Source organism: Bradyrhizobium sp. SPXBL-04 (assembly GCF_051853035.1).
Classification (GTDB): domain Bacteria; phylum Pseudomonadota; class Alphaproteobacteria; order Rhizobiales; family Xanthobacteraceae; genus Bradyrhizobium; species Bradyrhizobium zhanjiangense.
Genome location: NZ_CP182472.1, coordinates 2443483 through 2457184, shown reverse-complemented (window position 1 = coordinate 2457184; position 13702 = coordinate 2443483). Strand labels below are relative to the sequence as shown.

General features: G+C 58.7%; 12 protein-coding genes and 1 pseudogene. 3 read left to right on the top strand and 10 right to left on the bottom strand.

The genetic code is table 11. The features are described 5' to 3' along the window. Positions 1-419: 419 nt before the first annotated feature. The 8 genes and pseudogenes from ACNJX8_RS11280 to ACNJX8_RS11245 form a co-directional block, all read right to left on the bottom strand. Positions 420-1688 (bottom strand): DUF2130 domain-containing protein, encoded by a 1269-nt coding sequence (locus ACNJX8_RS11280; RefSeq protein WP_439360664.1) that lies wholly within the window; start codon positions 1686-1688, stop codon positions 420-422. Then, positions 1685-1891, bottom strand: a complete 207-nt coding sequence (locus ACNJX8_RS11275) for a KTSC domain-containing protein (protein WP_439360663.1) — start codon at positions 1889-1891, stop codon at positions 1685-1687. Before ACNJX8_RS11275 ends, ACNJX8_RS11280 begins: the two co-directional genes overlap by 4 nt. Positions 1892-1894: 3 nt before the next feature. Then, positions 1895-3691 carry an ATP-binding protein gene (locus ACNJX8_RS11270; protein WP_439360662.1) on the bottom strand — a complete coding sequence of 599 codons (1797 nt, stop codon included), beginning with the start codon at positions 3689-3691 and terminating at the stop codon, positions 1895-1897. Then, positions 3688-4911 (bottom strand): SIR2 family protein, encoded by a 1224-nt coding sequence (locus ACNJX8_RS11265; RefSeq protein WP_439360661.1) that lies wholly within the window; start codon positions 4909-4911, stop codon positions 3688-3690. Before ACNJX8_RS11265 ends, ACNJX8_RS11270 begins: the two co-directional genes overlap by 4 nt. 1195 nt (positions 4912-6106) lie before the next feature. After that, positions 6107-6850, bottom strand: a complete 744-nt coding sequence (gene istB / locus ACNJX8_RS11260; RefSeq protein ID WP_439360660.1) for an IS21-like element helper ATPase IstB — start codon at positions 6848-6850, stop codon at positions 6107-6109. A gap of 11 nt (positions 6851-6861) precedes the next feature. Continuing rightward, positions 6862-8394 carry an IS21 family transposase gene (istA, locus tag ACNJX8_RS11255; RefSeq protein WP_439361884.1) on the bottom strand — a complete coding sequence of 511 codons (1533 nt, stop codon included), beginning with the start codon at positions 8392-8394 and terminating at the stop codon, positions 6862-6864. 225 nt (positions 8395-8619) lie between these two features. Next, a pseudogene (locus ACNJX8_RS11250) lies at positions 8620-9102 on the bottom strand (DDE-type integrase/transposase/recombinase); the annotation flags it as partial. A gap of 136 nt (positions 9103-9238) precedes the next feature. Next, positions 9239-9439 carry a hypothetical protein gene (locus ACNJX8_RS11245; RefSeq protein ID WP_439360659.1) on the bottom strand — a complete coding sequence of 67 codons (201 nt, stop codon included), beginning with the start codon at positions 9437-9439 and terminating at the stop codon, positions 9239-9241. Positions 9440-9655: 216 nt separating this feature from the next. Between ACNJX8_RS11245 and ACNJX8_RS11240 the strand changes: the two genes are divergently transcribed. Next, entirely contained in the window at positions 9656-10042 is a 387-nt protein-coding gene (locus ACNJX8_RS11240; RefSeq protein WP_439360658.1) for a hypothetical protein, read from the top strand. 91 nt (positions 10043-10133) lie between these two features. Here the strand turns inward: ACNJX8_RS11240 and ACNJX8_RS11235 are convergent, their stop codons facing one another. Then, positions 10134-11117: a hypothetical protein gene (locus tag ACNJX8_RS11235; protein ID WP_439360657.1), complete on the bottom strand. Its 984-nt coding sequence runs from the start codon at positions 11115-11117 to the stop codon at positions 10134-10136. Positions 11118-11623: 506 nt separating this feature from the next. On the opposite strand from ACNJX8_RS11235, the gene ACNJX8_RS11230 reads away from it, so the two are divergent. Continuing rightward, positions 11624-12124, top strand: a complete 501-nt coding sequence (locus ACNJX8_RS11230; protein ID WP_439360656.1) for a molybdopterin-dependent oxidoreductase — start codon at positions 11624-11626, stop codon at positions 12122-12124. A 606-nt stretch (positions 12125-12730) separates the two neighbouring features. Here the strand turns inward: ACNJX8_RS11230 and ACNJX8_RS11225 are convergent. Then, positions 12731-12940: a hypothetical protein gene (locus ACNJX8_RS11225; RefSeq protein ID WP_439360655.1), complete on the bottom strand. Its 210-nt coding sequence runs from the start codon at positions 12938-12940 to the stop codon at positions 12731-12733. A gap of 53 nt (positions 12941-12993) precedes the next feature. Here ACNJX8_RS11225 and ACNJX8_RS11220 point away from each other — a divergent pair, with 53 nt between their 5' ends. Next, positions 12994-13419, top strand: a complete 426-nt coding sequence (locus tag ACNJX8_RS11220; protein ID WP_439410352.1) for a hypothetical protein — start codon at positions 12994-12996, stop codon at positions 13417-13419. Positions 13420-13702: the final 283 nt, after the last annotated feature.

Here is a 13702-nt window from a genome sequence, read left to right as displayed (position 1 = left end):
CCTCTTTGCTCGCATCGGACGAAAGGGGGCGACCTTTGTCGCAATGCAACGAGCCGCTCGCAACAATTGGGCTCCGCCTGGAAGGGAGCCCATCGAAATTCCAATGCTCCTCTCACCGAGCCTGAGTCTACATGATGCGCCCGCATGCTTAGGGTGATAAGGGGCTCATCATTGACCGCGAGTAGCCGATTATTCGGCAATTCGCGCGGCGCGCGCGGTCATCCTGGACCCTGCTTCGATCCTGCGCGCGCACTGCCTATTCCGCCAAATTATCCGGTGCGAAACTACAGGTGCATTTCAGCCCGAACCGGCTTCCGAGCGTGTTTTCCAGGTCAGCTGGGCGATCGCCTGACTACTGCTGACAGCCAATCGCCACACCAGCAAGCGGAAGAGAGAGCAAAAATAGCCGGCAATACGTGTCAGTCGTCTTTGTTTTCGATCAAGGGCATCTCCAAAGCAGGTATTTCCTGCAGTGCGCGCCCTGCTATGCCTTGAAGGTCGCCATACATTCCGACCGTCGAGTCGATGACACCTTGAATCTGCGCTTCACGCTTAGCCCAAAGACGCATGGTCGTCTTCCGTTCGCGATTTAGGTCCTCTTGCATTTCAGAGAACCGCTCAACGATGGCTTCGACGCGATGGCGGAACCGGGGGCCAGTCAGATACTGGTACACGAGCTCCGTTTTGGTTTGCTGCCCATCCTGAGACAATCGCGCCGCTGCGAGCTCGATCAAGGATTGACGTAGTACAGCGGCCACGGGGAGCACGAACCGAGGATGCGCAACCCAAATGCCCTCCATCAATTCGAAGCTCTCAACTCCCTTCGGCAAGACCTCGGATATGAGTAGCGCCAGCTCCGCCTTCGCGGATCGCCGATCTCCGCGCAGCTTTGGCAGCCAGGAATCACTCCAATTCTTGGTCCGTTTTGTCTCCCATAAAATTGCGCCGCAGGCCTGCCCCATTGGGCCGACTACGCGCTGTAACAAGTCACCGCCGAACTCGCCTTTAGCGACGGGCTCGAGCACATCAAGCGGAAATCGCCCTCCTAAGAGAGCCTCTAGCTGCAATTCGAGGACCTCGCCCTGCAACTGTTGAGACCCCTGCTCGGCTCTGCGCCTTAACTCCTCAATCTGCCGCTGCATCGACAGGATCTGTTCTTCCTTCTCAGACACCTTCAACCGAAGACCCTCTTCGGCGTCTTTTTTGGCTTGCTCGCGAATAGCGCCAAGTGCTTCCTGAACACGCTTCTCGACTGAGAGCTCTAGTTCGCGCTTGGCGTCGTCAAGCTGGCGCTGCTTGCGCAACAACTCGACCTGAGCGGCCTGCGCTTCGGCTAACCTTGTATCTCGTTGGGCGAGCACATCTTTGAGCTCTGCTATTTCCTTTGCCTGAGCTTCAATATCCATTGTCAAAGCCAGTTTGGCCTTGCGCGCTTCGTCCTGCACAATCGCTTGGCGCTGGATCTGCAGCTTTTCTGCAACCAAGCTGTCGACGCTTTCCTGCGCCTGCTTGACCGCTGCCTGTTCGGCGCGAAGTTCCGTCTCGCGCTTAGACAGCGCGGCGTCCTTGTCGGCAATTTTCTGCTCATACTCACGTCTCGTTGCTGCGATCAGAGGCGCGGCGAGCGATTCGGTGAGCTTGATTTCAGTACGACAGTTGGGACAGTTTATCGTGGCATCGAGAGTCATGCGCGCTCGGACGGATAGTTATCCCTAATGTTGGCATTAAAGTAGACGCCATGAGAATTCGCCGCCATCAGCCGCTCGTATTCAAATGCTGGGACATTGTAGTAGCGATACACGCCGCCCTTGAACTCGACCTCAAGGGTCGAACTATCTTCATCATAGCCCACCGAAATCAGATTGGTCGAATTTATAGGTTGACGTTCCATTATCTACTTTCCTTTTCTTCCATTCTTCCATTTTGGATTCTGCGCGCGCCAGGGACCGCTGAGATTCACGTAGTCTTCTTTTACTCTCGGCTTGGCCCAGGCCTGCGCAACTCGCGGATCTTCGCTGCTTGGCCTCGCATCTTCAGGCGGCAATGTTATGCGGCAACGAATTGGTAGCTTCGCCGCCTCTCCGGCAATGATGCCTTCACCGGTGCGCAGAACTGGGAGGCTATCCATAAGGCCGCTGAGGCTATCAGGCAGGGCGGATTGAACTTTGTTGCGATCGCCTGTGTTGGAGAGCCGTAGCGCAATAAAGGTCCCACATTGGGAAAGGATGGTATCGTCGATTTCTGACGGCCGTTGACTGACAATCATGGCGCCGACACCAAACTTGCGTCCCTCCTTGACGATACGCTGAACCATCGCCTTCGCGGGACCATCAGCATCCTTGCCCAGATATCGGTGCGCCTCCTCCATGACGACGAGTAAAGGTCGCTGACGGCCGCCTTCAGGCGTTTCTCGTCCCCAAAACAGCGCTTCATACAGAATGTTGAGAATGCCGCCCGCAAGATGATGGAGGACACCGCTTGGTATGCCCGAGAGGTCAAGAATGCTGATAGGCTTCTCCGCTCCAAGCCAGCTTTCCAGTAACTCCGGCAGGTCCTTCTTTGCCTCGTCGCTAAGAGCTGGCTCCCAGTCTCCGGGATGAAGCATGAAGTCGTACTGACGATCGAGCAATCTCGATTTCATTTGATCGAGCTGCCGCCGAATTGAGAGGACACCTGTTTTGTTGGCGAAGGGCGTCGTATTACCTGGACCCGGCAAGGGATAGATCGGAGCGGTCAGCTTCTCTGCGTCACCAGCCTTCTGAATTGCAGAATTGACTTGCGTGTTCTCCTTCCACGTCTTTATTTCCGGATCTATCAGATCAAACCACAGCTGCTTCAAACTGAACGGAACCGGCGTGTCGAACGTAAGCGAGTTGACGTCGATGCCGTCAAACTTTCCATCCTTGGCCAGTTGCAGTTTCTTTGCAAAGATCTTGTCTGTAATGGCGGTAAAGGCAGGGTCACTGAGCTTTCCCATCATAAAAGCCAGCAATTCAGTCGTGTCTGTGGCCCAGTACGGAATGAGCAACGGTTTTTCGTCGTCAGACGGGGAGACACGAAAGACCTGCGCGATGTTTTTCAGCGCAGTCGCATACTCCCCATGAATATCGAGGAGCAGAATGCGCGTGCTTGGAAAGCCGCTCTTGCCGCTCGGCGAATTGACGATGGCACGCAGAAGACTCGCGATTGTTGTCGATTTTCCGGAGCCGGTCGACCCAAGCACGGCGCTGTGTCGGGTCACCAGACGATCTAAGTCGATGCGAACTGGGATGCTCTCAGCTCCTGCGAGCCTACCGATGATGACTTGGCCCATTTCGGCCGTACCATAGATCTTCGCGAGATCGTCCTCGGTGACAAGATGCACCTCATCGTTGATCGCCGGGTACTGGCTGATACCGCGTTCGAAAGCTGTATCGACAATCTCTCCCACGAGCTGGATCGTCGTCCATCGTTCTCCGCGCGAGTTCAGGTTCTGCGCGGCCTCGGGTGTCGCGGTCGCACCGACCTCTGCGATGATGCCGTAGAGATCATGGTAGCCTTGCGGGATCCGAACGAAACTACCGACTTGGCCAACGCGATAGCTGCGTCCACCAATGATGGCTATGCCGGATGCCACGCCCTCGAACTGACGGACGCTGATGGTCGCGCCCGAGACCGCGCCAACATGCCCTAGTAGGGTTGGTGCAATCATGCAGTCGCTCCGCTCGCTATTGCCGGAGCAGCAGCGCTGCCAGATGCGATTGAAGCTGGCGTGGCAGTGAGAGCTTGCATCGAACGTGATGCTGCGAAGAACCGGCCGAAGGCCTCGATTGCGCCCAACGTAAAGCGAGCCGGCTCACCTGAGGCCGGAGCCGACCAATAGGTTGCTCTAATCGGTCCCCAGTCTTTGCTGGGAAGTTCGGTCGAGACCTGCCAAGGCCCCTCGATGCCGTTTACCACCGCCTTGTCGGGGGCATAGACGCTCAGATTGGGACGGCGCCTTGCCAGGTCGCAGGCGGCAACCTCATCGGCAAGGGACTTATACTGAAAGGCGAAGACGCTTGCCGATGGATTGGCCGCCAGACCTTCATCTATACGAGCTGATACATGCGCATCCGCGTAGGAAAACCCAATTGAAATGAGGAGAGTGTCGGGGGTCGCCAAGAAAGCGCGCAAACGGTCAAACAACGCTGCATAAGGTGCTTTTTGAGTCTGGTCGTACTTGAGATGCTCCGGAAAGACCAAATGGGTCGCCGCGTTACTGCCGGTTCGGATCACTTCGTCCTTGCCGCTCGCCTTCCAGCCGAGAGAACCATGCAGCTTCCAAAGTCTTGTCCACCGCGGCGGAAGGTCATTCCCGGCGACAGATACGGGATCGAAAAACGGCTCTCGTCCACCCGTAAACCCGTCGAAATAAGGGGCACGAACAGCCTCAAAGGCCTCCTCGAAAAGCAGATCGTAGTTCGTGGTGAATATCTCAACAGGATGATCACGAGAGATCCCCGTGATCCAGTTGACGAGGTCGCTGTAAGCGCTGCCCTTGGTCGGAAGCCTGACATTCACGATCTTTCCGATCTCGGCGCAGATGTCCTCTCCAAAGGCTTTGAAGCCGTCACCATCGAGGCCATGTATCTTTGACTTTCCGATGACTTTGCTAAGAGAGCGGATTCGCGACAGAATCGTTTCAATGTCACGCTTGTCCAACTCAGCCTTGAGTGAGCTAATTTGGCTGCAATATTTGGGCGTCAGCGTATCAAGAACGAGCTTCGTGAGCCCTTCGACGGCAGGAATGAGAGGATAGCTGCCGTCATCCTTAGCGGTGCCCGCCCCTGCGCCCGCACCGACTAACAGGCCGATGCGTTTTCTTCCCTGCGCGACAATAGTCCGCAACGCGGCCATGTATTGGTCAGGATTATGTATGCTGATGCTCAAAGCGGCTCCCCGTCGCACAATTTGCACGAGTATTCTATTTCAGAGCTACTGATATCACACAACAGATTTTAAGCTGATGACGTGTGGAGAATCTCTCGCGAAAAAGTGCGATAATTCCTCCACGACTGGCTACAGGCCTTGTTGCGGCGAGTAGCACACATAGACCTCGTCGAGGATTGCCGGTGCACACCGGCTGCCTTCTCCACCAATCGCAGCACGACTGAGAACTTGGGCCTCAGATTAATAAAGGGCCGCCGGTCTGAGACCGGCAGCCAAGTCAAGGGAGGAAACGCCCATGTGGGCAGCGGTAGCGAGACCACCGCAAGGTACCGCCGACAGGTCGGCGGATCTCGAAAGATCAAAGCTGGACGAGCCATCTTCGCAGCACATGTAGTTCAACCGACGCTGCATGAGAAGAAGAAGTTATGTACGAAACGCACAAAACTGCGCAAGGCGGAGGCCGACGTTCCGTTGCTTTTGGACGCTGATGATTTTCTGCTGTCCTTCGCATAGAAGCGCCCTACCACTGTACAGGAAAATAAGCATTTTCCGGTGACACGACGTGCTTGGCCAGATCGAGCCCGATGGTAATAACCTGTTTCACGGAACGGTCCCTCCTTTGTGGCGTTCGAACAACGACCACATTCTAGCACTTTGATGCTGTTGGAGCGGGCCGTTCCACCACATCAAGTTTTATCCAGTCCTGAGCTGGCTCTGGCTGGTGGATTTACCCGAATGCGCGGTGGTAGCGACGGGTGCTGGTGCGGAGCCATCGGCATAGCGCAGCGCTAGATCCCGTCGCGGGTAGCAGGTGAAGGCGAACTCCGATGGTGTTTTCCATCCGAGTTGCGAGTGGGGTCCGTCTCGTTGTAGTCGGCCCGCCAATGTCCGAGTTCGACCCGGGCCTGGGGCAGAAAAGTGAACAGCGTCTCGTTTGCAGATTCCGACGAAGTCGCCCGGGTGTACCGATATGAAGTCGCCCACCGATTCCGAGACGATGTCGCCCACCTTTCCGATTTGATCTCGCCCAGTGGCGAGGCGTTCTGGCCGCTTGGTTTTCTGACATCGGTCAAGCTGCGTGGTCAATCTGGAATCGCAACTTTGAACCTGTTTTCTTCGTCTGCTTTTGCTGTGGGCATGTGGGCAACGCGATTGCGTTGTCCAAGCGCAGCGGCATGTCCACAGTGCCACGGGCTCAGGTCTTTCGAGCGGATGAGGGTGTTCGGCGAAGGCTCTCGCCGGTGAGGTCGAGACGGTGGGCGTTGTGGACGAGGCGATCGAGCACGGCGTCGGCGTAAGTCGGGTCCCCAATCAGCACGTGCCATGTGTCCACGGGGAGTTGGCTCGTGACGAGGGTGGAACGTCGGCCATAACGATCCTCCAGAATCTCCAGAAGATCGTGGCGGGCGCCGGCATCGAGCGGGGCTAGGCCCCAGTCATCGAGGATCAGCAGATCGACGCGGCCAAGGGCGCGCAACAGGCGTGGATGTCGGCCGTCACCGCGGGCGAGCGCCAGTTCGTCGAACAGACGCGGGACGCGCTGGTAGAGTACGGAGCGATTGTCGCGACAGGCCTTGTGGCCGAGCGCCGAGGCGAGCCAGCTCTTGCCGACGCCGGCAGGGCCGCAGATCAGGAGATTGACGTGGTCGTCGATCCAGCGGCCCTCGACGAGGCTGGCGAACAGCGGGCGGTCCAGACCGCGCGGAGTGCGGTAGTCCACGTCCTCCACGCACGCCTGCTGGCGCAGCTTGGCGTAGCGCAAGCGGGTGGCGAGCCGCTTGTCGTGGCGCAGCGAGGCTTCACGTTCGAGCAGCAGCGCAAGCCATTCGGCATGACCAAGACCGTTGGCTTCGCCGGTGGCTTCGATGTCGGCGAAGGCCTTGGCCATGCCGTGGAGGCCGAGGGCGTTGAGGCGATCGAAGGTCGGATGAGTGAGCAAGGGATGGTCTCCTAATTGTAGTAGCGCGGTCCGCGGATGTTGGCATGCAGGATCGGCGCGTCGTCCGCGGAACGCTGGTGAGCAGGACGCCGATCGAGATTGTTGGCGAGGATCGACTTGACCGAGCCATAGGTGCGCGCGCCGATGTCGATCGCCCGCGCAGCCGCGGCGTCCAGCCGTTCGCGCCCATAGGAGACGGCGAGCCTGAGGATGCCGAGGCAGGCTCGGAAGCCTTGCTCGGGGTGCGAGCGCTCGTCGAGAATGAGGTCGCACAGGGCGCGGGTCGCCGGCCCGATCGCGGCGGCATCTTGGCGGATGCGTGCGATGGTCCAGCCGGCGTAGCGCCGATGGCTGGAGGCCATGTGCTCCGGCACGGTGGTGTGCTTGTGATTGCCGCTCATGCGCTGATGCGCGGCGATCCGCTCACCCTTGTGGAAGATCTCGACGGTGCGGGCCGTGAACCGCACCTCGACCTCGGCGCGGGCGAAGCGATGGGGGACGCTATAGTAATGCTTCTCCACCTCGACGTGGTAATCGAGGCTGACCCGGCGGATCCGCCACTCGGCGAGCACATAGGGGGACACCGGCATTGGCTTGAGCGCCGGCCGGTCGACCTCCTCGAGCAACCGGCGGCGTGTCACGCCGAGCCGCCGGATCGGCCGTTCCTCGTTCAGCCTGATGAGCAGTTCGCCAATCGCCGCATTGACCTCGGCGAGGCTGTAGAAGGTGCGATGACGCAGGCGGCCGAGCAGCCAGCGCTCGACGATGAGGACCGCCTGCTCGACCTTGGCCTTGTCGCGCGGCTTGCGCGGCCGCGCCGGCAAGATGGCGGTGCCGTAATGAGCCGCCATCTCCGCATAGGTACGATTGATCTGCGGGTCGTACAGGCTCGCCTTGATGACCGCGACCTTGGTGTTGTCCGGCACCAGCAGCGCCGGGACGCCGCCGATCGCCGCGAAGGCGCCAACATGGGCGCTGATCCAGTCGGCGAGCCCCTGCGTCCACGTCGCCTGCGCGTAGGTGAAGCTCGATGCACCGAGCACGGCGACGAAGACCTGCGCCGTTCTGCGCTCACCGGTCAGGCGGTCAACCACCACCGGCACGCCGTCGCCGGCATAGTCGACGAACAGCTTGTCGCCGGCCGCGTGGGCCTGGCGCATCGTCACCGACAGGCGGCCCTCCCAGGTGCGGTAGAGCTCACAGAAGCGCGAGTACCGGTATCCACCGGGCTCGGCGGCGATGTACTCCTCCCACAGGATCGACAGCGTCACGTGCTTGCGCTTGAGCTCGCGGTGCACGGACGCCCAGTCGGGCTCGGCGATGCGGCGGTGACCCTGCCGGTTGCCATTGCCGGTCTTGGCGAACAGGCGGGCTTCCAGGGCCGCGTCCGTGAGCTCGTCGGGCAACGGCCAGGTCAGGCCCGTAGCCTCGAACCGCCGGATCGTCAGCCGTACCGTCGAGGGCGCAGCTCCTACCCGTCGCGCAATCTCGCGGCTCGGCAGCCCGGCCGCCTTCATCCTGATCACATCGCGCACACGGCGCATCGCAAGCCTCTCCGTCGGCATCCAGGGTCCCCCTTCGCAAAGCTGAAAGGGTTGACCCTATGGGAGCCAGAAGAGGCCTCGTCACCCGGGCGACATCATCCCGGAATGGTGGGCGACATCATCTCGGAATGGGTGGGCGACTTCAAATCGGAATGGTGGGCGAGATCATCTCGGAATCCTGGGCGACATCGAGCGGAATCCGCACTCGTTCAACAATTCCTATCAGAGACGGCCATTGAAGCTTTCGATGAAGGCATTCTGCGTCGGCTTGCCGGGTGCGATGTAATGCCAGGCGACGCGGCTCTGATCGGCCCATCTCAGGGTGGCGTCGCTGGTCAGCTCGGTGCCGTTGTCGCTGACCACCATTTTGGGCTTGCCGCGCTCGATCATCAGCTGGTCCAACCCTCGAGCCACCCGGGAGCCAGACAGCGAGGTGTCGGCCACCGACGCCAGGCACTCGCGCGTGCACTCGTCGACCATGGTCAGGATGCGGAAGCGGCGGCCATCGGTACGCTGATCCGAGACGAAGTCGAGCGACCAGCGGTCATTCGGCGCTATCGGCACCGCCATCGGCCCCCTTGGTCCCGAGCGCCCGCTTGCGGCCACCACGGGAAGGACCGCCAGCCTCTCTTCCCGATAGAGTCGGAACAGCTTCTTACGATTGACCAGATAGCCCTCCCGCTTGAGCAGAACATGCAGGCGCCGATAGGCGAGAAGCTGAGATCAAAGGAAGCGTCTCAAGCTGATCCAAGGTGAGGCACACATTCCATACTCAAACGTCGGGCCTAGTCGGGGCCAATGGGCTGCAGTAATGCTCACAAGCAACGTGAGAGGACCTGCATCCTCAAAATCCAAAACCGAGCTGCCGCGACTGTGCTGAATTGAGCTTCACGCCTTCGATCAATTGTCGAAGATCCTCCCTCGCCTTGACTGATCTGAAGAGACGGTAGGCGGCGACACGATCGGCATCCTCGTAGTATCGCCCGACCAGTTGCATCGCTTCCTCAATCAGAGGCGAGCACGCATCATAGTTGGACAAATCCAACTGCCGCTTTCTGACCATTAGCCCCACGCAGTAAAGGACGTATAGACATTCCGAACTCCATGAGGCCTGTGTCGGGACGTCATTCAGCGACCGGCGGCTCTCTTCGACAGTTTCAAGGCTGGTCCCCAACGTTTTCTGCGCGAAGCAGCAACTCGAATAGCAAACTTCGTCACGCTCCCGCCCCAGGCCACGCTCCGTGAGGGTTTCCGAAGGGCGTTGAATCAGCCATCGTTCATTCGCGCCATGCCAGACACCGGAACGTGTCTCATTGGCGATGCTTGGTCTCACAAGGACTCGGTCACCGCCCAGGGAATTACGGATGCCTTTCTTGATGCCGATTTGCTGGCAGAGCTCATTATTGCACGTCCGCACGTGGACGCCCGCTTTGAGCAGGAGCTCAAGCTCCAGTGGGCTCAGCGCACGGCATTATATGCGGGTGAAGTCGAGCGAGCACATAGGCTTGCTGGATTTCTGCCTGCAACCCCACCGCAGATCGAAGAGTTGCAGACGATCGCCAGAAATCCCATACTGAGTTCGAAATTTCTCGGGCTCCACGCCAAGACCTATTTCGAGAAGGACTTCCTCAAAGACCTGACAGCTTGATGCCAACCGTGCTGCGACGAAGATGTCGCGGCACGTCGTTGAGATGAACCATCTTGCGGAAGCGCCTCTTCCATCCCTTAGATAATTGGCGCTAGCGAGCAATGCGCGGGTGCTCTCCGGGTTGGTCGTCGACCCGAAGGTTCATGATAGAGGCCGATGGCGAACACGGATTGGCATCCCCAAACTGCACCACGTTCTGGACTGCGACCGATAATTGGAGTGAAAAGTCGAGAGGCTTCGGCGGAGGTGCGCTGGTGATGGGATTGCAGCTTGCATCCACGCCTCCAAACGGCTGATTACCCTTCAGGTCTCTGAACCAGAGCATCTTCTGAGCGTCCGTTGTACAGGCGTTCGAAAATGTAATGGGCGCCGACGGCAATTGGGCGGTGCTGTGACAGCTCAAGCACCCCGAAATCGGATTGTCGACCGGCCCGTTCGCGCGCCCCGCCCATCCCAAATGGGAGGCTGCGTAAGCAGGCGCCTGGTCCGAGATCGTGGTTTCGGTCAGCTTCTTGCCTGCTTGCTGATCAGCGGGTGTGAAGCCGAAGTCATTTCCCCATGAAAGGCCTACGGGCCGGAGCCTCCGCCACGGGGACGTATCAGTTGCATTGCTGTCAAAAGCAAAAGTCCCGAAGACCCACCCGGTTGGCGAGCGACTATCCACTGCGGCGACGTCCATCTGCATGAGGCGCACGGTTTGGGGGCCGGCTGCTGTTCGGATCGTCCACTGCGGAGCACCCGACAAGACGTCAGAACCCTGGAAGTCATTCGCGGTAACGTCGCTGAACAAGATCTTGAAGGTCATTGCCCCTTGGGGGAATTGAGCCTTTGCCAGATCGGGCGAGGCGCCGCCCAAGACCTGTCCGATCGTGACGGCACCTGCTGCATTGTAGAAGCCGACCGCATAATTGTGAATGGTCACTCCCGGCTTGAGACCGAGCTCCGGTCCGGTCACAGAACGTTCTGACGTCAAGCCGCGCATCGGCTCTCGTGCACGCGGTCCAAAATTCATCAGCGGCATGTGAAACCAAGGCCGAACATTATTGGCTTCCGGCTTGAAGTCGGCATCGATCATGCCATCAAATGCATAGTCTCGCAGAGCATAGAGGTAAGCATTGGCGCCCGTCACTCCGTCCTTGAAGTCGATATTCGACCACGGCGCGTCGTTCGCCGGGACAGCCGTAGGGTACGATTGGGACAGTTTGAACCACGGACCAGCGCTCGGTACCATCGCTGATGGCGTGACGAAGTCTGGGAAGACCCCGGTGCATTGCGCAATGAAAGGTGCCGGCTCAGGAGCCGGAACGCCCTTCCCTGTCACCGACAGGCAAGTCGATCCGGGAGCACAACCGCTTGCGGCATGCCCATGTGTCGGAGCAAGGCATGTCATCGTGGTCGCAAAAAGGACGTTGCGAAATATACTTCCTAAATGTTGAGTAACGCGCATGAGCCTCTTTCCTCTATGACGCATCATTTTATTCCGATACAATTACAGCGCGAATCTGCCTTTGCAAGCCCGAATCGATTCAGCGGTCAGCTTTCGGTCAGAGCTTGGGAGTAGGCCTGACCTTTAAAGGGAGGATGACGACCGCGTTCTGTACGAAACGTACGGCGCCTCTCCTTTTCCTCTTTGCGGCAAGCGCGCATGCGCAGACTGCAACGTCATCTGCTTATTTGACGGTAGATGGACAAGTGACGACGCCACTGTCCTTCTCTGAACCCGATTTTCAGGCACTTCCTCACACATCGATCACCGTCGCGGATTCGGCCGGGAAAAATACGACCTATTCAGGAGTTGACCTGGCTGCCCTTTTGAACAAAGCAGGGGTGCCGCTCAAGCAAGATCTGAAAGGTGCCAACGTCGCAAAATATCTCCACGTTCAAGGCGCTGACGGTTTCGTCGCGATTATTTCTCTTCCCGAGTTTGATAACGGCACGTTCCTGGTGGCAGATGCGCAAGATGGCTCCCCATCGCCGAGCGGGGCCGGTCCTCTCCAGATCATTTCACCTCAAGAAGGTCGTCGTAGCCGCTGGGTCAAACAACTCAACTTGCTGCGGATCATCAAATCTTCACCGCAATAGCCGCACCAGCGTAAGCGCTAGTCACTGGCGTTCAATCCGAGCGGGGCTTTTGCAAAGCCCAAACAGACCAATTGCCGTAATCAAGTCGTGCTGCGGGCCGGGTACGTCACGAAAGGGCGTGCTGAGCACGTCATGGATGATGAACTCGTTGACCTTCTCTCGCACGCACGCCGAGCGATGGTGGTCACGCCCGAACCTTGCTAGCACTTGCTGGTAGCAGGGAGGGATATCGTCCGATAGAATGAAGTCGTGAAGCACCTTGAGTGCTTCGGCGCACTTGTCGCAGCAATCGATGCTCGTTCTGACATTTGCGGGAATAGCCAATCTAACAAACTGCCGACATACGGCCGAATACAAATAGGTCCGCGAGCGAGAATCGGTCGAACAGTGCGGCTTTCTAATCCGCTATGGGCAAATGCTGATATAGATTGAGCACCCGATGCCCGAGCCGAATGAACTCACGTGCAGGTCAGCAGATCAGGTCCTCGGGCTAGGCCAACAGCGGACGGATATCATCGATTATTTGCCGGATCGCGAGCTCATGATGATGCCGTCGGCGAGAAAACGCGTGCTCCCGAATGCGCGCGTCGTTCGCGGCTCCGCCGCCTAGCTTGCCGACATGTCCGCCCCCTTCCGAAGGCTAAACGCGAGCGGGAAGGTCTCGGCCGAAAGAGACTCGAGCGCGGCCTGCTCTTCGGTGAGGCGTCTTTCGATGAACTGACGTTCGACATCCGACAGGTTCGACTTCAGCAGGCCACGATAGCGGTGGATGTTGTTGCGGTGAGCACGAATGCGGGCCAAATATTCATCGAGCATCCTGGACGCTCCTGAGGTCGTCGCAATCTCTATGAAGAGATATTCAGGCGAGCATGTCGTCCATCAACGCGCCGCCGGTCATCGGATATCGGAAGCAGTTCGGCAGGCGGATAAGGACCATGACAGTTCGTGATATCATTCCTTCGCCCAGCCTCGCATTTCCACTGCGACGATCTGCAGCATTTTTGGCTCGCCATACGCCGTTTTTCTGCTCGGTTAGTCCCTCAAACAGAGCTGGACGCTTGTCGGTGCAGATGATGGCCAGGAAGACCCCGCCGGACGCCATGGCCAAGGAAGACCAGGCCATGGACGTCTACACGAAATGCTTCGCCAGGGAAGCGCCGAGCCAGACCTGGTTCGCCGCGGCGGCCCGAGGCCAGCGTCAGCAGCGAAGTGAAATAGAAGAACACCTCCCAGGCGCTCTTCTCGCTGACGATGTCGGCGAATTCGATCACTCCCGTGCCCGGCGCAAGGAATAGTCGGTCACGCCCCCAGCGCCGGACGCTTGTCGCTAACAAGCTCGCCCTTCAGTATTCGCTCCCGACGAGCTGAACATCATTTGCCGATGTGCTATACGCATCTTCGTTGAGAACAGCTTTGTTTGAGAGTTTCGATGTCTCTTTCGATTGGATTGATTGTGGACGGCTATGTGAAACTAAACGACCGCAGCGCGCTGGAGACGCTTCTGGCGCATCGGCGGGAGCTACTGCAGCAGGCGACGCGACGGCGCGCGCGAACCTGGATAGCAGGCCAGGATCTTCA

Bases quoted from the DNA above. Each gene is read 5' to 3' on its own strand.
- ACNJX8_RS11280 (WP_439360664.1), bottom strand. From the start codon at position 1,688: ATGACTCTCGATGCCACGATAAACTGTCCCAACTGTCGTACTGAAATC.
- ACNJX8_RS11275 (WP_439360663.1), bottom strand. From the start codon at position 1,891: ATGGAACGTCAACCTATAAATTCGACCAATCTGATTTCGGTGGGCTAT.
- ACNJX8_RS11270 (WP_439360662.1), bottom strand. From the start codon at position 3,691: ATGATTGCACCAACCCTACTAGGGCATGTTGGCGCGGTCTCGGGCGCG.
- istA (WP_439361884.1), bottom strand. From the start codon at position 8,394: ATGCGCCGTGTGCGCGATGTGATCAGGATGAAGGCGGCCGGGCTGCCG.
- ACNJX8_RS11235 (WP_439360657.1), bottom strand. From the start codon at position 11,117: ATGATCGATGCCGACTTCAAGCCGGAAGCCAATAATGTTCGGCCTTGG.
- ACNJX8_RS11230 (WP_439360656.1), top strand. From the start codon at position 11,624: ATGACGACCGCGTTCTGTACGAAACGTACGGCGCCTCTCCTTTTCCTC.
- ACNJX8_RS11225 (WP_439360655.1), bottom strand. From the start codon at position 12,940: ATGCTCGATGAATATTTGGCCCGCATTCGTGCTCACCGCAACAACATC.
- ACNJX8_RS11220 (WP_439410352.1), top strand. From the start codon at position 12,994: ATGTCGTCCATCAACGCGCCGCCGGTCATCGGATATCGGAAGCAGTTC.